At 59.6% G+C, this 21,595-nt stretch carries 23 protein-coding genes; 10 read left to right on the top strand and 13 right to left on the bottom strand.

Annotated elements, in window-relative coordinates:
- The first annotated feature begins 54 nt into the window (after positions 1 to 54).
- The 3 genes from AC13QE_RS10265 (at position 55) to AC13QE_RS10275 (ending at position 3,618) form a co-directional block, all read left to right on the top strand.
- Positions 55 to 2,274: a transglycosylase domain-containing protein gene (locus AC13QE_RS10265; protein WP_488483555.1), complete on the top strand. Its 2,220-nt coding sequence runs from the start codon at positions 55 to 57 to the stop codon at positions 2,272 to 2,274.
- 215 nt (positions 2,275 to 2,489) lie between these two features.
- The gene (locus AC13QE_RS10270; protein ID WP_488483556.1) at positions 2,490 to 3,077 is read left to right on the top strand and encodes a DUF1214 domain-containing protein; all 588 of its coding nucleotides are present in this window, start codon (positions 2,490 to 2,492) and stop codon (positions 3,075 to 3,077) included.
- A complete protein-coding gene (locus AC13QE_RS10275; protein ID WP_488483557.1) occupies positions 3,070 to 3,618 on the top strand; it encodes a DUF1254 domain-containing protein in 549 nt (182 codons plus the stop codon). The genes AC13QE_RS10270 and AC13QE_RS10275 overlap by 8 nt, the downstream gene beginning before the upstream one ends.
- A gap of 163 nt (positions 3,619 to 3,781) precedes the next feature.
- Here AC13QE_RS10275 and AC13QE_RS10280 read toward each other — a convergent pair whose 3' ends face one another.
- On the bottom strand, positions 3,782 to 3,949 hold the full coding sequence (locus AC13QE_RS10280) for a hypothetical protein (RefSeq protein ID WP_015339217.1): 168 nt from the start codon (positions 3,947 to 3,949) through the stop codon (positions 3,782 to 3,784).
- Between the two features lie 523 nt (positions 3,950 to 4,472).
- Here AC13QE_RS10280 and AC13QE_RS10285 point away from each other — a divergent pair.
- Positions 4,473 to 4,679 (top strand): hypothetical protein, encoded by a 207-nt coding sequence (locus AC13QE_RS10285; RefSeq protein WP_015339216.1) that lies wholly within the window; start codon positions 4,473 to 4,475, stop codon positions 4,677 to 4,679.
- A gap of 429 nt (positions 4,680 to 5,108) precedes the next feature.
- Positions 5,109 to 6,128: a DUF2336 domain-containing protein gene (locus AC13QE_RS10290; protein WP_132716143.1), complete on the top strand. Its 1,020-nt coding sequence runs from the start codon at positions 5,109 to 5,111 to the stop codon at positions 6,126 to 6,128.
- 7 nt (positions 6,129 to 6,135) lie between these two features.
- Here the strand turns inward: AC13QE_RS10290 and AC13QE_RS10295 are convergent, their stop codons facing one another.
- From AC13QE_RS10295 to AC13QE_RS10305, 3 genes are all read right to left on the bottom strand, one after another.
- The gene (locus AC13QE_RS10295; RefSeq protein WP_488483558.1) at positions 6,136 to 6,495 is read right to left on the bottom strand and encodes a DUF1491 family protein; all 360 of its coding nucleotides are present in this window, start codon (positions 6,493 to 6,495) and stop codon (positions 6,136 to 6,138) included.
- A 94-nt stretch (positions 6,496 to 6,589) separates the two neighbouring features.
- The gene (locus tag AC13QE_RS10300) at positions 6,590 to 7,615 is read right to left on the bottom strand and encodes a peptidoglycan-binding domain-containing protein (protein ID WP_488483559.1); all 1,026 of its coding nucleotides are present in this window, start codon (positions 7,613 to 7,615) and stop codon (positions 6,590 to 6,592) included.
- Positions 7,587 to 9,140: a sensor histidine kinase gene (locus AC13QE_RS10305; protein ID WP_488483560.1), complete on the bottom strand. Its 1,554-nt coding sequence runs from the start codon at positions 9,138 to 9,140 to the stop codon at positions 7,587 to 7,589. Before AC13QE_RS10305 ends, AC13QE_RS10300 begins: the two co-directional genes overlap by 29 nt.
- A gap of 452 nt (positions 9,141 to 9,592) precedes the next feature.
- Between AC13QE_RS10305 and AC13QE_RS10310 the strand changes: the two genes are divergently transcribed.
- Entirely contained in the window at positions 9,593 to 10,057 is a 465-nt protein-coding gene (locus tag AC13QE_RS10310) for a DUF5330 domain-containing protein (protein ID WP_488483561.1), read from the top strand.
- 130 nt (positions 10,058 to 10,187) lie between these two features.
- A complete protein-coding gene (locus AC13QE_RS10315; RefSeq protein WP_132716139.1) occupies positions 10,188 to 10,610 on the top strand; it encodes a SufE family protein in 423 nt (140 codons plus the stop codon).
- A 71-nt stretch (positions 10,611 to 10,681) separates the two neighbouring features.
- On the opposite strand, the gene AC13QE_RS10320 is transcribed toward AC13QE_RS10315, so the two are convergent.
- The 8 genes from AC13QE_RS10320 to AC13QE_RS10355 all read right to left on the bottom strand — a co-directional run bounded on the left by AC13QE_RS10320 (position 10,682) and on the right by AC13QE_RS10355 (position 17,601).
- Positions 10,682 to 11,113, bottom strand: coding sequence for a Ros/MucR family transcriptional regulator (locus tag AC13QE_RS10320; RefSeq protein ID WP_015339209.1), 432 nt, complete (start codon positions 11,111 to 11,113; stop codon positions 10,682 to 10,684).
- Between the two features lie 531 nt (positions 11,114 to 11,644).
- Entirely contained in the window at positions 11,645 to 12,004 is a 360-nt protein-coding gene (mnhG, locus tag AC13QE_RS10325) for a monovalent cation/H(+) antiporter subunit G (protein WP_488483738.1), read from the bottom strand.
- Between the two features lie 5 nt (positions 12,005 to 12,009).
- Positions 12,010 to 12,384 carry a cation:proton antiporter gene (locus AC13QE_RS10330; RefSeq protein ID WP_488483562.1) on the bottom strand — a complete coding sequence of 125 codons (375 nt, stop codon included), beginning with the start codon at positions 12,382 to 12,384 and terminating at the stop codon, positions 12,010 to 12,012.
- Positions 12,381 to 12,854 (bottom strand): Na+/H+ antiporter subunit E, encoded by a 474-nt coding sequence (locus AC13QE_RS10335; RefSeq protein ID WP_488483563.1) that lies wholly within the window; start codon positions 12,852 to 12,854, stop codon positions 12,381 to 12,383. The genes AC13QE_RS10330 and AC13QE_RS10335 overlap by 4 nt, the downstream gene beginning before the upstream one ends.
- Positions 12,851 to 14,407: a Na+/H+ antiporter subunit D gene (locus tag AC13QE_RS10340; protein ID WP_488483564.1), complete on the bottom strand. Its 1,557-nt coding sequence runs from the start codon at positions 14,405 to 14,407 to the stop codon at positions 12,851 to 12,853. Before AC13QE_RS10340 ends, AC13QE_RS10335 begins: the two co-directional genes overlap by 4 nt.
- A gap of 4 nt (positions 14,408 to 14,411) precedes the next feature.
- Positions 14,412 to 14,789 carry a Na+/H+ antiporter subunit C gene (locus AC13QE_RS10345; RefSeq protein ID WP_132716135.1) on the bottom strand — a complete coding sequence of 126 codons (378 nt, stop codon included), beginning with the start codon at positions 14,787 to 14,789 and terminating at the stop codon, positions 14,412 to 14,414.
- The gene (locus AC13QE_RS10350; RefSeq protein WP_132716134.1) at positions 14,789 to 15,208 is read right to left on the bottom strand and encodes a Na+/H+ antiporter subunit B; all 420 of its coding nucleotides are present in this window, start codon (positions 15,206 to 15,208) and stop codon (positions 14,789 to 14,791) included. Before AC13QE_RS10350 ends, AC13QE_RS10345 begins: the two co-directional genes overlap by 1 nt.
- The gene (locus AC13QE_RS10355; RefSeq protein ID WP_488483565.1) at positions 15,205 to 17,601 is read right to left on the bottom strand and encodes a putative monovalent cation/H+ antiporter subunit A; all 2,397 of its coding nucleotides are present in this window, start codon (positions 17,599 to 17,601) and stop codon (positions 15,205 to 15,207) included. The genes AC13QE_RS10350 and AC13QE_RS10355 overlap by 4 nt, the downstream gene beginning before the upstream one ends.
- A gap of 359 nt (positions 17,602 to 17,960) precedes the next feature.
- Here AC13QE_RS10355 and AC13QE_RS10360 point away from each other — a divergent pair, with 359 nt between their 5' ends.
- Entirely contained in the window at positions 17,961 to 18,476 is a 516-nt protein-coding gene (locus tag AC13QE_RS10360) for a hypothetical protein (protein WP_488483566.1), read from the top strand.
- Here the strand turns inward: AC13QE_RS10360 and trhA are convergent.
- Positions 18,451 to 19,119 (bottom strand): PAQR family membrane homeostasis protein TrhA, encoded by a 669-nt coding sequence (gene trhA / locus AC13QE_RS10365; RefSeq protein ID WP_015339200.1) that lies wholly within the window; start codon positions 19,117 to 19,119, stop codon positions 18,451 to 18,453. The two genes, AC13QE_RS10360 and trhA, sit on opposite strands and share 26 nt — an antisense overlap.
- 321 nt (positions 19,120 to 19,440) lie before the next feature.
- Here trhA and AC13QE_RS10370 point away from each other — a divergent pair, with 321 nt between their 5' ends.
- Together AC13QE_RS10370 and AC13QE_RS10375 are read left to right on the top strand one after the other, a co-directional pair.
- The gene (locus AC13QE_RS10370; protein WP_488483567.1) at positions 19,441 to 20,307 is read left to right on the top strand and encodes a VOC family protein; all 867 of its coding nucleotides are present in this window, start codon (positions 19,441 to 19,443) and stop codon (positions 20,305 to 20,307) included.
- A gap of 101 nt (positions 20,308 to 20,408) precedes the next feature.
- Positions 20,409 to 21,578, top strand: a complete 1,170-nt coding sequence (locus AC13QE_RS10375) for an AI-2E family transporter (RefSeq protein WP_488483568.1) — start codon at positions 20,409 to 20,411, stop codon at positions 21,576 to 21,578.
- Positions 21,579 to 21,595 lie beyond the last annotated feature (17 nt).

A 21,595-nucleotide genomic window follows, 5' to 3' on the forward strand; every position in this document is an offset into this window, starting at 1 on the left:
CTTTGCGTGTGCCACAAGGAGACACGCAGCAGTAATGTGGTCGGGAAGTAGAGCGTGGAAGACCCATCCAATCCAGAAAACGGGCCGAACAGAGAGCCCGAGACGCCTAGGGATAACGGGGCCGAAAAGCCACGGCGTCGAAAGCGCTATTTCTTCTTGCGCCTCGATTCATGGATCGATTCCACTTTATGGAATGCCGGCTTCGGTCTCGCCCAGGCATGGGAAGAGATCACCATCTTCTTCCGCCGCTTCCGCGTTCGCGGCTGGAAACGTATCTTTTTCGAATTGCTCGGTGAGGGCCTGACGCTGGGGACCGCCGGCTCCGTTGTCATGCTGATGCTCGCCATGCCGGCCTTCGAGGCCACCCAGGGCGACTGGCGCAACCGCGGCAATTTCGCCGTCACCTTCCTCGACCGCTACGGCAATGTCATCGGCCATCGCGGCATCATTCACGAAAATTCCGTGCCGGTCGACCAGCTGCCGGATTATTTCATCAAGGCGGTGCTGGCGACCGAGGACCGGCGCTTCTTCGACCATTTCGGCATCGATGTGATCGGCCTGTTCCGCGCGGTGACCGTCAATGCGCAAGCCGGTGGTGTCGTCCAAGGCGGTTCGACGCTGACGCAGCAGCTTGCCAAGAACATCTTCCTCAGCAACGAGCGCTCCATCGAACGCAAGGTCAAGGAAGCCTTCCTGGCGATCTGGCTCGAGGCCAATCTCTCCAAGAAGGAGATCCTGAGCCTCTATCTCGACCGCACCTATATGGGCGGCGGCACCTTCGGCGCAGCGGCGGCGGCGCAATTCTATTTCGGCAAGAGCATCACCGACGTCAATCTGGCCGAAGCTGCAATGCTCGCCGGCCTCTTCAAGGCGCCGGCGAAATATGCGCCGCATGTTAACCTGCCGGCGGCGCGTGCCCGCGCCAACGACGTGCTGTCCAATCTCGTGCAGAGCGGGCTTATGACCGAGGGACAGGTCGTCGCCGCGCGGCGCAACCCGGCTTCGGTGGTCGACCGCGCCCAGATCGAATCCCCGGATTATTTCCTCGATTGGGCCTTCGATGAAGTGCAGCGGCTTGCCACGCGTTTCCCCGAACGCTCGCTAATCGTGCGCACCACCATCGATATGGGGCTGCAGAAGGCGGCAGAGGATTCGGTTCAATCCAGTCTGATGGAGTTCGGCGAGCGCTATAAGGCCAAACAGGGCGCTTCCGTCGTCATCGAAAACGGCGGCGCTCTGCGCGCCATGGTCGGCGGCAGCGACTACGGCGAAAGCCAGTTCAACCGCGCGACCAAGGCGCTGCGCCAGCCCGGTTCATCCTTCAAGATCTATACCTACTCAGTGGCGATGGAGAATGGCATGACGCCGGCATCCACCATCGTCGATGCGCCGATCAGCTGGGGCAATTGGAGCCCGCATAATTACGAGAACCGCTACGAAGGCAAGGTGACGCTCACCCAGGCGCTGACGCAGTCGATCAACACCATCCCCGTACGGCTCGCCAAGGAGAAATTCGGCATTCAGCCGATCCGCAACATGGCCAAGGCCATGGGCGTCGAGACGCCGATCCGCAACGACAAGACCATTCCGATCGGCACATCGGAAGTGACCGTTCTCGACCAGGCGACCGCCTATGCCGTCTTCCCGGCCAACGGCATGCAGTCGCGGCGTCACGGCATCGAGCAGATCACCGGCTATGACGGCAAGGTGCTCTACGATTTCAGTCACGACGAGTTCCCTGCAAAACGGGTTCTCAGCGAAAAAGCCACGTCCTACATGAACCAGATGCTAACGCAGGTTCCGGTGATCGGCACCGGCCGGAAGGCAGCCCTCGACAATGGCATCGTGGTCGGCGGCAAGACCGGTACCACCCAGGCCTATCGCGACGCCTGGTTCATCGGCTTTACGGGCAATTACACCTGCGCCGTCTGGTTCGGCAACGACGACTATACCTCCACCAACAACATGACGGGCGGCACTCTGCCGGCCATGACCTTCAAGAAGATCATGGATTACGCCAATCAGGGCATCGTGCTGAAGCCGATCCCCGGCATCGCCAACCCCTTCCCTGTACAGAAACCACAAACGGTTGCGGCCAAGAAGCCCGCCGACCCTGCCAATAACGGCCTGCCGCCATTGGTGCGTCCGCGCTCGCTTTCGGTCGACTCCACGAGCATCCTGCGCGATATCGGCGAGAGGCTGAAGGCCGCGACGCCGCTCGGGGCGCAGAAGGTGGCGACGGCGGAGCATCGCAACACGACGGCGCCTGAATGACCAGTTTCCCCAGAAAATGCGCCGCGGCGCGACGCAGATGACAGTGGCAAATCCGCCGTCGAACTGAAGGACGGAGGCTGATGTTTTGTATGTCCGCTGCTATTCCCGATCTTCGCCATTGCTCTCAAGACAGCCGTAAATAGTGGCTTGCCCTTCCCCCTACCGCCAGAATCAGGAATAAATCGGCACTGATTTGTCACGAGGACGATCCCAGGGTGTTCCGAGTTCCCCTTCTTGTTGCGCTTTCGCTTGTCATCGCCTTTGGCGGCGGGATCGTGTTCACGCTTCTGGCGCTGGATGCCACCTCCGGCTTCGGCGCGATCAAGCTTGGCGCCTGGCAGGCTTTCCCCGAAATGCAGACGGCGGATGCGGACCCTTATGCGAAATCCCATAGAGCGCGTGCCGGGCGGCTGCTCTATGGCACCGCCGAAGGGCTTGTGTTTACCGCCTCCGACGACGATGGCGGCGCGAGATTGACGGCGAGCTGTACCTACCGCATCAGCGGCCAGACGCCGCCGGCGAGGCTATGGACCCTTTTCATCGCCGGCAATGACGGCCGGCCGATCGAGGATGCTGCCGGCCGCCCCTCCACCATCAATTCCTGGGTGGTGCTGCGCAAGCCGGATTCGACCTTCAACATCACCGTTTCATCCTCTGCGCAGGCGGGCAACTGGCTTGCCTTGCCCACGGCCGGGAATTTCCGTCTGGTATGGACGCTTCTGGATTCGCCGGCGGCCAGCAATTCCGGCCTGATTGACCTCGGCATGCCGAAACTCGAGAAGATCGGGTGCGGCAATGTTTAGATTCGTCTTCGCGATCCTGACCGGCCTATTCGGTGCGGTACTGCTGCATATCATCATCATTCTGTCGCTGCCGCACTTCTCCGATCGTGACGCCTATACGCGTGTGTCGGACGAAGGCGACGAGAACCATTTCTATATGCTCGACAACAAGGACGATGACGCGGGACTTTCCAATACCGATCCCTACATCCGTACGGCCGTCTGCGCTTTCGACATCGAGGATACGCCCGTTCACCTGACAGCGAAGGGCAAGGTGCCGTTCTGGTCGCTTGCCATCTATGACGCGGCATCCAATGAAGTGTTCAGCATGAGCGATCGCACATCGGTCGGCGGAGCGCTCGACCTGCTGCTTGCATCCCCCGTTCAGCTGACGGGCATACGCAAGGCACTACCGCCCACCCTTGCCCAATCGATCCTGGTGGAAGTGCCGCGGTCTCAAGGCTATGCGGTCCTACGCACGATGGCGCCGCAGGCAAGCTTCGACGATGCGGCGCGGGAATTTCTCTCACAGGCCGGATGCGATGAATTCGACAATGGCTGAGATATTGCTGGGGCTGAGATATTCTTGGAACCGCAGGCCGCCAATTAAGCGGCTGGAGCTAGGTTGATCCGGGATAGCTGCCGGTATGAGCGCGGAACAGCTGATTGCGGCCGCGGCCGGCAAGTGCGCGCGAATGTACTGCGCACTTGCTCGTTTGAAGTGATTATTTCCCTTTTGCCCGCTTCGGTCCCGCGCCGGGACGATGCGTTGGCGTATCAAGATGTTCGTAACGCACGCCGGTGAACAAGAGTATTCTCGCCTCCACCGGTTCCTTCTGGGCGCGCGGCGGCAGACGCAAACGCCAATCCGAAAGAGATATGATCTTTGCCATTCTCGTCTCCATTAACGTCTCGAGACGGATGAACCTGCGACTGGATTTCACCCTGCCCGCTGCTGAAGCGGGCTAGCGCTTCCCTCCATCCAGCCTCTCTGCTAGGGGCTTCGATGGAGGCATCTACGCCTTCTCACGGCATTTCGCTTACACCGTGGCATGAGCACCAATTTTTGGCTCCCATGCTGTCTTTACACTCGATCACATTCTGCTAATGGCTGCTGTCAATCGGAATTCATACATATCGCAGTTAACAGAATGCTAATTCTCGTCGCGTGTCATTTCCGGTATCGTTCGACATGCCCTATTAACGCTTCGGCGACAGTTTTGGTTTCATTACCAGCGGAAAAATTCCAACAACCGACTTCCGTATAAAGTCTAATAATATCAAATACTTAACCGCGACGATAAGCTTCCACGCAATAGAACGAGAGGCATCGCGTTGCAAAAAAGCGTCACACAAATATTATTTGCGCCCACGAAAAATTAACGTAATGTAAGAATTGAAATTCGAGGGCAATCAATGTTTGCGACGGGCAGTTCCGTCTTTTCGCCGGAGGATGTCACGGTCCTGCGTAATGCGCTGGACGGGTGGTGCTTGGAAAAGCGGATCGATATTAAAAGTACGGAAGCCCAGTTCGCGGCCACAGCGGCAATCGGCCTTTTTCAATCCGGCTACAACACCTCGGAAAAGCTGCTCGCGGCCTTGCGCGAGCATAAGGGCATCTAAAGAATCCCATCGGTATCGATAGGCCGGATCTCCGCTTTTGCAGCGGGTGACGTCGCTTTTGACTATCTCCGCACTGGAAACACCCATAGGTTGAATTTGCCTGTGGGCGCCTATGCCGAGAAAGGTTTTCCACAGGCCCGCTTGCGCCCAAACTGCCGTCCATACGGACAAAATGCCGCTGCGCTCCTCGCGCAAGCTTAACGCGCAATTTTTATTCGGATTTTAATAAAGTTTTCACGAACCATTAACCCTGCCGGCCTTAGTCTTTCGCGAAAGCCAGATAAGGACGACCGTGTCCATACCCGTTTCGACAGTCATTGCCGAGGATGCCCTCTTTATCGAAAGAGTCGTCAGGTTCGACTGGAGTGAATTGAAGCGGAAGCCATGGTCGATCTTGGGGCTCCCTGCTTTTTTGTTCGGCGTATCAGTATGGGTGTTGGCGTGCGTGATCGGTTTCGAGACCTTGAAGAGCCTGCGACTGTCCGCAAGAAGGACGTGGTTCTGATGGCGACGATCACCAGCTTCGAGGGCATGGGCCATCCGTCTAAATCGGAGCTTCGACAGTTCGCCGAGCTTTTCACCCCCGTTTTCCAGGCATCCTCCGACGAAGCGAAGCGACAGGCCGTTGCCGCCCTTTCCCAATGCGAAACAGTGCCGCAGGCCGTTGCCCTGTTCATCGGCTGTCAGCCGATCGCGATCGCCGCGCCCTTCCTGACAAGCTCGCAAGCGATTGATGACGATACGCTCATCACCATTGCCCGCACGCAAGGGGCCGCCCATGTGCGCGCGATCGTCCGCCGCGCGTCCCTGTCCCCGAAAGTCATAGACGCGCTCGTCGGTCTGCATCAGGCCGAACCGGAACGCGGTATGACAGTGGCGGAGCAGCCAGTTGATATGGTTTCATCGCAGGCCCAGGCGTCGGAAACCGAACGGCAATCGCGTGAGGAAATCCTGCGCCAGCAGATCAAACAGGCTGCGCGCCATCTGAGCCGCGACGACAGCGACCGGCTCGGTCTGCGCAGCCTCAGCGAGACGCAGGAGGCACTCCTCGTCCGCTTTGCGCGCGAGCGCGATGCGGTGCAATTCGCAACGACGCTCGCCGATGCCCTCTCCTCGAGCTATTGGCTCGCCGAACGCATCCTGCTCGACACTTCGGGGCAGCAACTCGCCGTCACACTCGTCAGCCTCGGCATGGGTATCGCCGATGCCGTCTATTCGCTCGAGCGCTTCTATCCGCACCTGGCCGAACGGCATGGCAGCGTCAGCCGGGCATGGCTGGTGCTCGATGATATCGATGCGGAAGAAAGTCAGGCGCGCGTCGAGGCCTGGCGCCGCGCCGACAGCTACACCTACCTGCCACAGGAAAAGCCTTCCCAGCGTCCTGCAACACCGCTGTTCGGGCCGAATTCGGCGTCCACACGCGCGTTACGCGTGGCGAACCGTCGATAAGGACGGCTCAATCCAACGGATTGGCGCGGAAACCGGCCAAGGGGACGATATCGCCGATATCGTCCGTCTCAAGCTCGACGATCCACAAATCGGGATCGAACTTCAACTCGCGATCAAGGGTTTCGCGGATTTCTTGCGGCTCCCTGCGGTCGACGCGGATTTCGAAAAGCCGCGTGCCGCTCTCCTCCTCATCGAAGAGGCTCTGCGGTGCCGGCGCGTAGAGGGTCTCTAATCCGTCGCGGAAACGCTGGCGGATGAAGATCGTGCCTGCCTGCTCCTCGCCCTTGCGCTCCACGGCAGCAAAATCGCCCCTGGCGAACAAGCGGCGGACAAGAGCCGAAACAAAGATGTCGCTGCGCAATCTCATAGGGGAGCTATAACGACGGGGGGCCGCCAAGGCAATCGAAGCCGTCCCCTACCCGATTGTACCAACTCGAGGGATAAGCGTTCGGACGACACGCTCAAAGCGCGCCGATATCCTGCAGCTTCTTGAGGACCGCCATGTTCGGCTCGCCGGTCTCCGGCAAGCGATAGTGCTTTTGGAACCGCCGGATAGCTGCCTTCGTCTGCTCTCCGGCAACACCGTCGATGCTGACGTTGCTGTAGGCGATGTTGCTCAGGCCCTTCTGGATCTGCATGACTATATTGACCGTGTTGACCGCATCGCTCGGCGTCGCCTTGGTCGCGACGGCGCCGGTCTTAATGTTCTTCTCGGCATTCTGGATGGCGGCGGCAACCGGGTCGATCGCATCCGCCGTAGCGGAAATATTGACGGGGCGTGCGGCGGGAACAACAGCTGTCGTATTCGTTCTGTAGCTGGCAGCCTGGGCGTTGGCGGCATTGCTGGCCTTGAGGGCGGCGAGAAGTTCCGGCGTCGGCGTGCCGGTCTGTGAGAGGCCCGAGGCCTCCTGGAAGAAAAGGATAGCCGATGTCGTGCGCGATCCCGGCTTTCCATCAACCGCGCCGTCGTAGAGGCCGTGTCGGATAAGTTCGCCCTGGATATCGGCAATGAGTTTCGATGGCGTGCTGGGCGATTGCGCTGCGACCTGGCCGGTTGACGACGACGGGGCGAGATCGGACGCCGAATCCTGCCGCTCGATCCGAAAGGTGGTGACATTGCCTGTGTCGGCCTGCTGTGCATGCAGGAAGGATTTGCGGCCGGGGATCTGATAGGGAGACGCCGGATCACGGGTCCGCAATATGGGCGATGGATGCGCGCCCGTCTGATACCAGAGCGCATTGGCGGTAACGAAACCGAAAACCCCGAAGAAGAGCGCAACGCCGCCGGCAATGGCGGGATGACGGCCGACTGCACTGCCGATCAGAGCGGCGAGCGCGCCCGCACCGCGAAGGCCAAGGCCGCCCAGCGCGGTGCTGCCGCGCAGGCTCAGGCTGCCAAGGGCAACCGCACCACGGGAAGCGAGGCCGGGCTGCTTGCGCTTGCCCCTTCCTCTTCCCTTAGGCGATTTTCGCTTTTGCGGAGCCATTCATCAGTTCCTTGTTTCGCCCTTCATCTATCTCCACAGTATGTTTCAGGCGCGGCGGAAAATCGACAGGCCGATTGACATCCACAGGCTGCTGCATCGTCACGGCACCGGAGCCGTCGAACGGAATGAGGACGGTAATGACCGTGCCTTCGCCCGGCGCGCTGGCAATCGAGAAGTTTCCGCCGTGCAGGCCGACGAGGCCCTTGACCAGCGACAGGCCGAGGCCGGTGCCGGCGTAACGACGGGTGTAATCGTTCTGGATCTGCACGAAGGGCTGGCCGAGCGAGGCAAGGCGCTCGCTGGCAATGCCGATGCCCGTGTCTCCGATCGACAATTTCAGCATGCCATCGGCTATGGCCGCGTCAATGGTGATCGCGCCGCCGGCATCAGTAAACTTGATGGCGTTGCCGACGAGGTTGATGAGGATCTGCTGGATCGCCCGCTGGTCAGCGACGATCTCGCCGAGACCGCGCTGGATACGGCTTGTCAGCGTCAACCCCTTCTCCTTCGCCTGCAGCCCCAGCATTGCTTCGCACGTCGCAATGGTGTCCTCGATCGCGAAGGATTCGAGCAGCAGTTCGTAGCGGCCAGCCTCGATCTTGCTCATGTCGAGCATGGTGTTGACGACCGACAGAAGATGGGCGCCCGACTGGCGGATCAAGCCGACATATTCGCGCTGGCGGTCATTTTCCAATTTGCCAAAATATTCGCCACTCAGAATATCGGAGAAGCCCAGGATGGCGTTGAGCGGCGTGCGCAGCTCGTGGCTGACGGCAGCGAGGAAGCGTGACTTGGCGTCGTTGGCGGATTCCGCTTCGGCTGCCTTGCGCGCCGCGTCATCGCGAAGCTGCTGGTCCTGCGAGATATCGCGCAATTGCCCGATGATCGCCGTCAGATGCCCTTCGGCATCGCGGCGTGCACTCAATTCCATCCGCACATGAACGAACTGCTGATCGCCACCCACGACCGCGGAGCGCTCCAGCCGCAAGTCGGCGCCATGGGCATCCCTGCCCTGGCGCAGCACATCGATTGCCTGCAGGAAGACGATTCTGTCCGAGACATGAATCTGCTCGACGAAACCACGCCCTGTGGGATCGCGCATCCAGCTCAGGAATTCTGCACGGTCCCGACCGCCGACCGTGGTCACATTGCCTTGGGAATCGAACAGCAGGACGAGACCGAAGGCCGACTCTAGCATCAGGTCGCGGTGCTCGACGACAACGGCCTCCGCAGGACGAGATTCGGGCCGCTGGCGCGACAGCGCGATGCTGCCGACGGCCGAGAAGAGGAAGGCCGCGCAGACTGTGGCCACACCGGCAGGCAACGCCACGGCGGGACTGGTGATAAAGGAAAGGCCGGCCGGAACAGCAAACAGCGCAACGGAAGAGGCGAGCGCGAGCCGGCGCAGGATCGCCAGTTCCTGTCCACGGACTTCACCATTCCCGCTCGTCCGGGAGAGCCAGCTTCGGCCTACCCGGTCCACGAGAGCTTCAGCCCCGACAGAAATGTCACTCAATACGCGCACGCTACAACCCGTCAAAACGGTCACTTATCGGACTGCACAATAGGCCCCGCCGGCTTAAGGAAAGAATAAAGAAGGAACGGGCCGGGCGGCCGAAAAGCCTTCAAAATCCCGTTTTGGCGCAGAACGAGCGACCTTTGCTTTTTGTGGTTAACAGCAGGTAAGCAACGGATTTTATTCATATTTCAGCTGCGCGTTAACTTTTGTGACGAGGCCGGCCGTCGCAAAGCCCTGCATATCAAAGGCATCGGGCGAGACATGCTTAACATCAATTGCTACAATTTGAACCAAAGTGTTCTTCAAAGTCGGAAAGCTAAAATTTGAATCAAAATTGCAGAAAATGCTGCCGAGTTTTGAAAAGCGCTGTTGTCCTCTGCCGAGTAGGTTCGAACCAGATCGGGCGGGCAAGTCCGAATCGGCGATCGAGCCGACCGACAGAGAGGATGGGCTAGGCGATGTGGTTTCTGATTAGAGCAGGGTTCTGGTTTTCGCTGGTTCTCATGTTCCTGCCGATCTTTGCAAAGCCCGAGGGTGCTCCCCGGCCGGCCGGCGAAACGACGCTACAGGTTTCCGATGCGATTTCAGCCGCCTCCGGTGTCGTGCAATATGTCGGCGCCATGTGCAATGAGAAGCCGGATGTCTGTGCCAAGGGCGGCGAAACCCTGACGGCCCTCGGCTATCAGGTTAGCGACGGCGCCCGCGTCGCCTACGATATGCTCGGCCGCCACTTCAAGGATCAGCAGTCTGCCGCCGAAGCCAATGTCGCGGCGCCTCACGCTAACACCGATCAGGTCGCTGCCATGGCCCAGCCGATGCCGGCCAAGCGCATTCCCGGCACCGAAACGGCCGATGTCGTCGTGACCGGCACGGTCAAGCTGCCGTCCTCCATTCCGCTGCCGATGCCGCGCCCACATATCTGACATTTCTTCCATTGGCCCCAACTTCTGCGCCGCGGACCTTTTAGGGTCAGCGGCGTTCTTTCTTGTCCCGGGTTCAAATCACGCATGGTTTCGCCTATATCCAAGGCAACGGACAATTTGGACTGCTGCAATGATACCGCTCGACAAGATCATCGAAGACTTTTCCTTCCTGGACGAATGGGAGGACCGCTATCGCTTTGTGATCGAACTCGGCAAGGCTTTGCCTGATCTGCCGGAGGAAAAGCGGACGCTTGAAAACAAGGTCCAGGGTTGCGCAAGCCAGGTTTGGCTCGTCACGCATGCGTCGGGCGATCCGGACAATCCGATATTGACCTTTGAAGGCGATTCAGACGCGCATATCGTGCGGGGGCTGGTGGCGATCGTGCTTGCAACCTATTCCGGAAAGCCGGCTTCGGAAATCGCCGCTCTCGACGCACTCGACGTCTTCGGCAAGATCGGCCTGGTGGAGCATCTCTCCTCGCAGCGCGCCAATGGATTGCGCTCGATGATTAAGCGTATTCGCGAAGAGGCTCGGGTCAGGACCGCAGCATAGATCGGATTTCAGCAATCCTTATGGATAACCCGGCTCGAAAGCCGGGTTATCTTCAGCCTGTCATGAAGCCCTTAGCGGGCGCCGCGCTTACGGCGCTGGCCCAGGCCCATTTCCTTTGCAAGGCGTGAACGGGCTTCCGCATAAGCCGGTGCTACCATCGGGTAATCGGCGGCGAGATCCCATTTTTCACGATATTCTTCCGGCGAGAGGCCGTGATGAGTCATGAGATGGCGCTTCAGAGACTTGAAGCTGCCACCGCATTCGAGGCAGGTAATCTGGTCATCCTGTACGGATTTACGAACGGATACGGCCGGCTTCTGCTTTTCGACCACGGTTACGGCAGGTGCCGGAGCCGAGGTGCTGCTCAAGGCGGAATGTACGTCGGAAATCAAATTCGGAAGGTCGCTGACCGGTACGACATGGTTGCTGACATAGGCCGCAACAATGTCGGCAGTCAGTTCAACCAGTAACTCCTGCCCGTTGCCGAGGGCCGCATCTGTCATTGTGTTCTCCTGTTCATCGGCTTGCCTGCTGCGTCCACGCCTCCGGAGAGCACGCGGCGCAACGTTGCTATATGATTTGCGCCTGGCTAATGAAATCTGTTGATTTCTCTATGTACCAGCGCCGAGCAATCCGCGCGAACGCACTGCTCGTATTCGTAGCAGTCGACAGCAAGAAAACGGTGGATAAAGCCAAATTTCCCACGAACATGAAATCCACCCCTAGACCTCATGCGAGAGAAAACCGCCCCTTGCCGCCTGACGTTAGAATTAGTGACCCGCGATAGCGATCTTTAATCGCTTACCGGAAGAAAGTTTTGCCCAGCGTTTCATCAAAGAAAGATAAAAGCATCGAGAGCTTAAACCCGGTCGAGACTAACTTAACATCAGAACTCTACTTGAATCTGAATTAGCACTCTTTACCCAAATGTCCAGTTTTTAATCCCTACATTTCTTTGCAAAAAATTCATCTATTAAAAAGCAGGTAACTAATAACGCGAAAAGTTATTCCTAATAGAACAATTTCCGCGTTTGTTAGCCCTTTTTTCTATACCCTCGTACTGCGATTTGCTCTCTTGCGAGGAGTTCATCCCGTACCGAAGGCGGCGTTAGCCGATGGCCTGCCTTGTGTGCCGCACGCGCGAGAAGATGCGCCGCAATGGGCGCCGTCAAGATGAAAAAAACAAACCCGGCCAATGCCCGCGCCAGAATAGACATGTCCTGCGAGTGGATGCCGACGGCAAGCAGCAACAGGCCGGAGCCGACGGTGCCCGCCTTCGACGCCGCATGCATGCGACTGTAGAGATCGGGGAGGCGCACGATGCCAATCGCCGCGATAAGCGAGAACAACGCACCCGAAAGTAGAAGCGCCGTTACTATGACGGCCCAAAGCATATCCACTATCGGCCTCCCTTCTTTCGCTTATGTTTTCGTATCTTTCCGCGCTCAGCAATGACGTCGGCATTCTGCCCGGCGCCGATTCGTTCGGCCGCATTCGATGGTGCCTGCGTCAGGATAAACCGCGCGAAGGCGACGGTGGCGAGAAAGCCGACAAGACCAAGCGAAATGGCGATATCGATATACAGCGTGAACCCGGTCTTGATGGCAATGACAGCGATGAAGCCGATGACGATCGCGACCAACATGTCGAGTGCCAGGACCCTGTCCGGCAATGTCGGGCCGGCTACGACACGATAGACGGTCAACAGGAACGCCATGCTCAGAATGCCGAGCGCCACCATGGCACCGGCCGAAACAACGGATGCGGCGATCATCGGAAAGCCTCCATGATCCGGCGTTCGAAACCATCCGCGATACTGCGCCGGATGGCCTCCGGATCGGAGCAATCAAGCGCGTGCACGTAGAGTATCTTATGGTCGTCGGAAACATCGACGGATAGGGTGCCGGGCGTCAGTGTGATCAGATTGGCAAGCAGGGTAATTTCGAAATCGCGATCGACCGTCAGCGGAAATGCAAAGATCCCGGGCTTCACGTCCATCTTCGGGCTCATGACCGCCACAGCGACCGCCCAGGCCGATTTGGCAAGCTCACCTAGAAACAGCAGCAACAGCGAAATTATCTTGCGCACCCGGCCCAGATAGAGTCCGCCTCCATAGGACGCCCGGACGATCGACAGGGCAACTGCCGCAAGGGCGAAGCCGAACAGGAGGTTGAGGAAAGAGGCGCTGCCAGTGATGGCCACCCAAACAATGGCAAGCAGCAGGTTGAAGATAAACAGGATCATTGAGCGCCTCCCGCCGGAAAGACGGATTGCAGGTAGGCCGTCGGCTGATCGAGGCCGAGAGCGGCCGCATGCGTCAGATGCAGGAGCCATTCCGGAAACAAGCCGAAGCCCACGACAAGCAGGGTCAGACCAAGAAGCGGCAGTGTGGCATGCCATTTCATCCGCTCTGCCGTGGCGCTGGCTGGGGCAGGACGCCAATAGGCAAGCAGAAACACCCGCCCAAAAACGATGGTCGTCAGGAATCCAACCAGAAGGATTGCCGCGGCGAGCCACCAGACCCCTGCCGCAAACGCCGCCTTGACGAGTACGACCTTAGGCCAGAAGCCCGAAAATGGCGGCAGGCCGCTGATGGCGAGGAACAGGACCAGCGAGAGGCCGGCAAACCAGCCGTTTTGGCGATAGAGGCCGCCAAGAACTGTCAATGAAAAGCCTCCGCCGAAATGCGCCGCCTGCCCGGCAATCAGGTAAAGCGCCGTCATCAACACCATCGAATGCAAGGCGTAGAAGATCGTTCCGCTGAGACCGTCGACGCTGCCGAGAGCCACGCCCGCCAGCATCGTGCCGATGCCGGATATGACGATGTAGCCCAGCATTCGGCGGATATCATTTGCACCCAGCGCGCCCATCACCCCGACAAGCATGGTCACGATGGCGATGATCGTGACAAGCGGGCCGAGCCCCGCCCGCTCGACAGGCAGCAGCATGACCAGAATCCGGATCAGCGCATAGATGCCGACCTTGGTCAGCAAGCCGGCAAACAAAGCCGAAACGGTGATGCGCGGGGTGTGGTAGGAGGCCGGAAGCCAGAAATTGACCGGGAAGGCGGCGGCCTTCATGCCGAAAGCCAGCAGGAACAGGCCGGCGAGCGTCATCAGCGGCGCGTTGCTGTCACCCGCCCTCACCTTCACCGCGATATCGGCCATGTTGAGCGTGCCGAAAACAGCGTAGAGATAACCCACGGAAACGAGGAAGAGCGTGGTCGCGATGAGGTTCAATACGGCATATTTCAGCGCGCCGTCGATCTGCTCCGGCTCCGAGCCGAGGATCAGTAGGCCGAAGGAAGAGATCAGGAGCACCTCGAACCATACGTAGAGATTGAAGACGTCGCCTGTCAGAAAGGCGCCGCTGACGCCGGCAAGCAGCAGCATCAGGAATGGAAAGAAACCATATCGCCGACCACTTACGGTCATTTCGCCGAGCGAATAGAAACTGGCCGCAAGCGCGACGAGCGCCGCCGCCAGAGCCATGAGGGCGCCGAAAATATCGACGGTGAAGGCAATGCCGAAGGGCGGCAGCCATCGTCCCATGACCATGGTCACGGCGCCGGCGCTGACGACCCTATAGAGCAAGGCGGCATCGATCAGAACCAACAGCACAAGGCCTGGAATGGCGACCGCCGCCTGCCATTCGGTGCGATTGCGCAGCATCAGAAGAAGCGCGCCGAGCCCGATGCACAAGACGATCGGCGAAATGACGAGCCAATGTCCCATCGGTATCGGCGCGACAACCAGCGCTTGGGAGAGATCAACTGCGGTATCCGTGGGTCCGGCCATCGCGTCAGTACCCCAAGGGCGGCAGTGGCCGCTCCTCCGGTTCGGCGAGCCGCATTTCGTCCGTGTCGTCGGTTTTCAAGGCCTGATAGGCCCGATAGGTCAGGACAAGCAGAAAGGCCAGGAACGAGAAGGAAATGACGATCGCAGTCAGGATCAATGCCTGCGGCAGCGGGTTGGCGGCTGCAAGATCGAGCGTGGTTGCCCCCCTTTGGATGATGGGCGGGACTTCGCGCGTGACCCGACCTGCCGTGAATAGCAGAAGGTTGACGGCATTACCGAGGATCGCGATGCCAAGCATGATGCGGATAGAGTACCGCGACAGCATGAGATAGATGGCAGCGGTGAAGAAGATGCCGACGACGACGGCGAAGACGGCCTCCATCAATCCACCTCCCGCTCTTCGAGCGCGAGCGCGATCGAGGTGATGGCGCCGACGACGACCAGATAGACACCTGTGTCGAAGAGCATGACGGTGGAAAGCGGTACTTCGATGCCGAACAGGCGCGGATAGATCCAGAGCCCGGTCATGAACGGTACGCCGGCAAAGACGGACACCATGCCGGCGATGGTCGCCGCAGCCAGGCCGAAGCCGGCAATCGACAGCGGATGGACGACAATCGCGCGGCGGACCGCCGTCACACCGCAGGCGATTCCATAGATCGCAAGCGCCGAAGCCGCGATCAAGCCTCCGATAAAGCCGCCGCCGGGCTCGTTATGGCCGCGCAGCAGCACGAAGATAGAGAAGAGCAACATCAAGGCCGTCAGAAACGGCGCGGCGGTGCGGAAGATCAGGGTGTTCACGGGCGTCCAGCCTCCGTCCTCTGATCAAGACCGGGCTTATCCTCAAGATCAGGATCATTTGTCGCAAGCTTGCGCTCCCCGCCGGCGCGGATGCGGATCAGCGCCAGGATGGCAAGCCCGGTCATGGCGACCACGGCAATCTCGCCCAGCGTATCCGTGCCGCGGAAATCGACGATGATGACGTTGACCACGTTGTCGCCATGCGCGATCAGCTTCGAATATTGATTGAAGAAGGCGGTCAGCGTCAGGTCGAACGGCGCCTCCGTCGCCTTCAGCAACAGGAGCGCAAAGCCGGCGCCGCAGGCTGTGGCGAGGGCGGCGTGGCCGATCCTTGCAAGCGGGGGACGCCTGTCGGAAGGCGAAAGACGCAGGCGCGTCATGACCAGCGCCAGGATCACCACCGCCAGCGTCTCGACCATGAACTGCGTGAAGGAAAGATCCGGCGCACCGAACAGCAGGAAGATGACGGCGACGGCAAAGCCCTGAATGCCGAGCGAAACGATCGCCGTCAGCCGGTCGCGCGCAAAGACCACCGCCGCAACGCCGATGACCGCGATCAGGAAGATCGTCGCCTCATGCCATTGCAGGTTCGGCAAGGCTGGCATGGCGGGCAGTTCGCCATGGATCATAGGAGGAATCAGCAGCATTGCCGCCAGGCAGAGGAAGGTGACAGTGACGTAGATTTCCAGCCGGCCGGGCTGCAGGAGACGGGAGACGCCATGCGACAGCCGCACCAGGCCGGAAATGAAGCCGTCGAACCCGCGATCCGGTCCAGGCCCGAGGGCGCGCAGCATGACGGACATCAGGAAACGGGCGCGATCGAGCTGCCAGTAGACGATGACGCCGATCAGGACAGTGACCAGCGAAAGCGCCAAAGGCAAGCCGATATGCGGGATCAAGGAGACCGAAATCTCCAATCCCTTGCCGCCGACCGCGCTCGCCATTGGCGAAGAGACATATGCGTGCCAAGGAGCCGAAAACAAAGCCGACAGGAGGCCGAGAAGAGCGAGCATCACCGGTCCCAGCCAGAGCAATGGTGGCGCCTCATGCGGCTGGTGAGGCGTTTCGGTTCGCGGCCCGATGAAGGGCTTCAACGCCACGGCAAAGGCGATGGCAAACATCAGCGCATTGCCGGCCACGGCAATAATGGTGAGGATGATCGCAGCCGGCGATGACTGGGCGAGCGCGGCATAGATTTCTTCCTTGGCGAGAAAGCCGAAAGCCGGCGGCAGACCACCCATCGACACCGCCGCAACGAGCGCGGTTGCAAAAGTCAGCGGCATGGCCGAACGCAGGCCGCCAAGCCGGGTGATATCGCGCGTTCCGGTTTCATGATCGACGATGCCGGCGACCATGAACAGGGCGCCCTTGAACAGCGAATGCGCGACGAGATAGAGGACGGAGGCCTCGACGGCATAATCCGTGCCGAAACCGGTGAGCATCACGAGCAGGCCGAGCGAGGAGACTGTCGTATAGGCAAGCTTCAGCTTCAGATCGGTCTGGCGAATGGCAAGTAGAGTTCCGACGAGTAGCGTCGCCGCGCCGAAGACCGGCAGGATCGTTTGCCAGGCCATGGTCCCGCCCATGACCGGATTGAGCCGCATCAGCAGATAGACGCCTGCCTTTACCATGGTTGCGGAGTGCAGATAGGCCGAGACCGGGGTCGGCGCCTCCATGGCATTCGGCAGCCAGAAGTGAAACGGGAACTGCGCCGATTTGGTAAAGGCGCCGCCGAGCACAAGAATGAGGGCTGCAAGATAGAACGGGCTTGCGCGCATGATATCGCCGGCCTTCAGGAGATCGGACATTGCACCGATACCGGTCACCTGCCAGATCAGCAGCAGGCCAGCCAGCAGCAGAAGCCCGCCGCCGCCAGTGACGACCAGCGCCTGCAGCGCCGCCCGTCGCGACGCTTCTCGATGATGATCGAAGCCGATCAGCAGGAAGGAGGTAATCGAAGTCAGCTCCCAGAAAACGAAGAGCGTCAGGAAACTGTCGGAGACCACGAGCCCGAGCATCGAGCCCATGAAAAGAAAGATGAACGAGAAGAATCGGCCGAGATCGACATGCCCCTTCAGATATCCGCCGGCATAGAGGACGATCAGCGTGCCGATGCCGGTGATGAGCAGAGCGAAGGTCAACGACAGGCCGTCAATCAGCCAGGAAAACCTAAGATCAAGGCTCGGCACCCAATCGAAACCGCCAAGCTGGACGCGACCGGCGGCGACAGTGGGAAGGAAGCTCGCAAAATGAAGGAAGGCGAAGCCGGGAAGCAGCGCCAGGAGCCACGCCGCATTTTGGCCCAAACGCCGAACGACAACCGGCGCGATCAGCGCACCGAGAAAGGGCAGGCATAGAGCCAGGAATGTCAGGCCCGCGGCGGCGGCGGCCATGCTCCCCCCTTATCGAATGATCATGCGGAATCCGGCAAAGCCGGAGCTGGTTTGAAGGGATAGGCGAAAGGGCACATGGCCTCAAGCCCTGCCGAGGGAAAACCGGACTTAAACCACTGAAATCGATTTTTGCTGCCAGCGGCCTTAGCGGTTGCCGGACATAACGGATCGTCCCGAAGTCCACGATGCCGGTTTGGACGTCGCATCATTGACGAATTCCCGTCATTCCTGCATGGCTCGCAATGAAGTTGTAATGAATTTGCGCTAATTTACCGGTATTTTCTGAACCGCCATGGAAATTGCGCTCAAAAAAGCGCTAATCTTGACCGGTTTGCAGATCCTGCCTCCCGGAAACCGCAATGCTCACCCGCGTCATTACCTTCCTGCTCCTTTCGACCATCCCGGTCTCTGCCGCGGACTGGTGGTCGTATGACAATGCAGGTCTTGGCTATGCGATCGAGCTGCCGTCGGAATTCCATCTTACCGCCCCTTCCGAGGATACCGACCGGCTTTCGCTATCGCCAGCGGATCGCTCGGCTTCGCTGCAGGTCTTCGGCACGATGATCGCCAATGGCGATTTCATTTCGGAGGCGAATGGGCGCGTGGCGCTCGCCAGGGACCAGGGCTGGAAAATTTCCTATTCGAAATCGAACTCGCGCGGCATCAGCTTTTCCGGCACGAGGCAGGGGCGCATCGTTTATGTGCGTGGGGTCGCGCTCTGCAACGGCGGCGCCGCCTTCTTCCAGATGGATTATTCAAAGGCTGATATGCAGCGCTACGACGCCGTCGTCATGCGCCTGGTGCGCAGCCTGCGTTCGACGAAGAAATGCGCGCCCACAGCCGAGCTCGTCAAAAATTTTCCGGCGACAGGCTGAAACAGGTCAGCACCGCAGAATAGTGTACGGCGGCCGCGGTAACGACGAAGCCGTGCCAGATGGCGTTCTGGAAACGCAGCCTTTCCCAGACGTGAAAGACCACGCCGAGCGAATAGATCACGCCGCCGATGACGATGAGCAGCATCGAGGCAAACGGGATATGCATGGAAACGGGCTTAGCGACGAGGATGCCGCTCCAGCCCATCGCAAGGTAGAGCAGGATCGCCAGCCGATCGAAGCGTCCCGGAAAAAGGACCTTTAGGATGATGCCGAAGGCCGCAAAGACCCAAACGGCGATCAGCACGCCCAAAAGCAGCGGATCTTCGGACCCCCGCTCCAGAAAAGGCGTATAGGTGGCGGCGATCAGGACATAGATGAAGGAATGATCGAAGCGACGGAGAAACCATTTCGTCCTAGACACGGGCCATAAATTGTAGGTGAAGGACATCCCAAGCGTCAGCACCAGACCGACGCCATAGATCCAGGCGGCGGCGATACCGCCATAGGAGCTCCAAACCGTCGCATAGAAGATCAATACGGTGGCGCCGATCAGCGCGAAGACCACGCCGACACCATTGACGATGCCGTCCGCGATAATCTCATATCGGTCATAGGCCCAACGGATGCCTCTATACTCGGTCATTTCATCCGGTTCCGTTTCCGCAGCGCATCGATCCTTGCACCGGAGCGAAGAGGACGCAACTGCGCCAAACGCGCGCATCGATCAATCTTCGTGAATGGCGCGCTGCGGGCCTGCTCGCCCCGTCAATGGAAAGCGAACGCTCAATCCGCAATTTATGGCCTTCTGTGAACAATCGAAATCCGCCATATGAATGTACAAGTACAGCGGGCCAGGGGATCAAAGAGGCATATCAACCGGCGAAACCCTCCTGCTCGCCGCTGGTGGCCATTGCCGTCGACGCCGGTTGCCTTTTTCAAGATTATCGAGGTTGGAACTTACCCCATGACCGAAGCCGCCCCCTCCTACGCCTTGACCCGTCCTGCCTATGTCGGCGGGTCCCACCTTGTCGTTACCGATCTGCCGCTCGTGTCGCGCTTCTACCAGGATATGCTTGGCCTGAAGGTCATCGAGAAGACCGCAAGCGGCGAGGTTCTGGGCGTCGCCGGTCATCCGCTTCTGACGCTGACGACGGATCGGGCCGCGACGCGTGCGCCGACAACGGCCGCTGGCCTTTTCCACACCGCCTTCCTGATGCCGAGCCGCGTCGAGCTGGCGCGCTGGCTTCGCCATGCCGCCCAAAACAATGTCGTGCTGGAAGGCGCTTCGGACCATATCGTCAGTGAAGCCATTTACCTGTCCGATCCGGAAGGCAATGGGATCGAGATATATGCCGACCGGCCGCATGAGCAATGGACGTTTCACGATGACGGCACGGTCGAGATGGCCACGCTCCGGCTCGATCTGCAGAAGCTCTACGAAAGCGCCCCGCAGGATCGCTGGGACGGCATGGCTGAGGGCTCGGCCATCGGCCATATCCACCTACAGGTCGGCGACGTAGCCGAAGCGAACGCCTTCTATCGCGATGTGCTCGGCATGCAGGTCATGGCGGCGCGCTATCCGGGCGCGACCTTCCTTGCCACCGGCGGCTACCACCATCATCTCGGCGCCAATACCTGGAACAGCCGAGGCGCCGGCGTGCGCAGCGAGCATATGACCGGCCTTTCCGACTATACGCTGCGGTTCAACGACAAAGCTGCGCTCGACAAGGCAGCAGCGGCTCTGGAGAAGCACGAAATCAAGACCGAGAAACGTGATGGCGGCATATCGCTGCGCGACCCCTGGGGCATTGGGCTGAACCTGATCGCCTGATTTGCTTCTATTCACTATCGCTTCATGCCCGTTACGGAACCGGAACAAGCTTTTCCGCGTTTGAATAGTGAGGCGATCGTGCCTTCAGGAGCCCGCAGGGCATGGAAGTCGATAAAATCGTCACGCAGCGATCGGAAGCAACAATTATACGCGAAGGCAGGCCCGACGCGGAACGCGATGCATCCGACGATGACGGCGGCGCGGACAGTATTTTCGACTTGTCCCATGGCTCGAGGCGCGGCAGGCTCGATGTCGCCGCCTCCTGGGCGACCATAGGCATCTTCCTCATGTTCGCCTTGGCGGGCGTCTACATGATGTCGCTGATCCTCATTCCGCTGACGCTGGCGGTCGTCGTCGGCATGATTCTTGGGCTTGCGGCAGAGAAGCTTAGCAAGCTCGGCGTGCCTCGCGTTCTGAACGCTGTCCTCCTTTCATCGGGCGTCGCGCTGGTTATCTTTCTCGTTGTCAATGCGCTTGCCGGACCTGTGGCCACGCTCGCGCAAGAGCTGCCCGATTTCGTCCAACGGACCTCCGATCGGCTGATGCCCTATCTCGGCCGTTTTAAATGGCTGCATATCTCGTCCGAAACATTTCAGGGCAACCCTGTCTCGATCAGCACCGTGCTCGAGAACAGCGGCAATGTGCTGCATCTCGTATCCACGAGTCTCACGCCCGCAATCGTACAGATCCTGATCTTCTTTGCTGCCTTGCTGCTGTTCCTCGCCGGCAGGGTGAGCTTGCGCAAGACCATCATCATGACCTTTTCCACGAGAGCTTCCCGCCTCGCTGCAATCCGCATCATCAATGCCGTGGAGCGAGTGCTGGGGTTTTACTTCGCGACCGCTTCGGTGATCTATGTCGGAATAGGCGTGGCGATGACTGTGATCGCCTATGTGGGTGGCATGAGCGTGCCGATTCTCTGGGGCGTTTTCGCCTTCGTATCCAGCTTCATCCCGTTCCTTGGCGTAACCGCGATGACGCTCTCGCTCGCAATCGCGGGCATTGTCACCCATTCGGACATCATTTTCGGTCTGGCACCAGCCATAGCCTTCTTCGGGGTGCATATGGCCGTGGAAAACCTCGTCTTTCCCGCAGTCATGGGACGCCAATTAGAGCTCAATCCCTTTGTCGTCTTCCTTGCCATCATCTTCTGGACATGGATGTGGGGCGCGGTCGGCGCCATGCTCGCTCTGCCGCTGTCTCTGATTGTCATGACCGTCATCGACGAGCTTTTCATCGAGGAAAAAGCCCAGCCGCAATTGCCGGGTTAGAGCATCGTCTTTTGCCG

The organism is Martinezella sp. CNPSo 3957, from assembly GCF_057784395.1.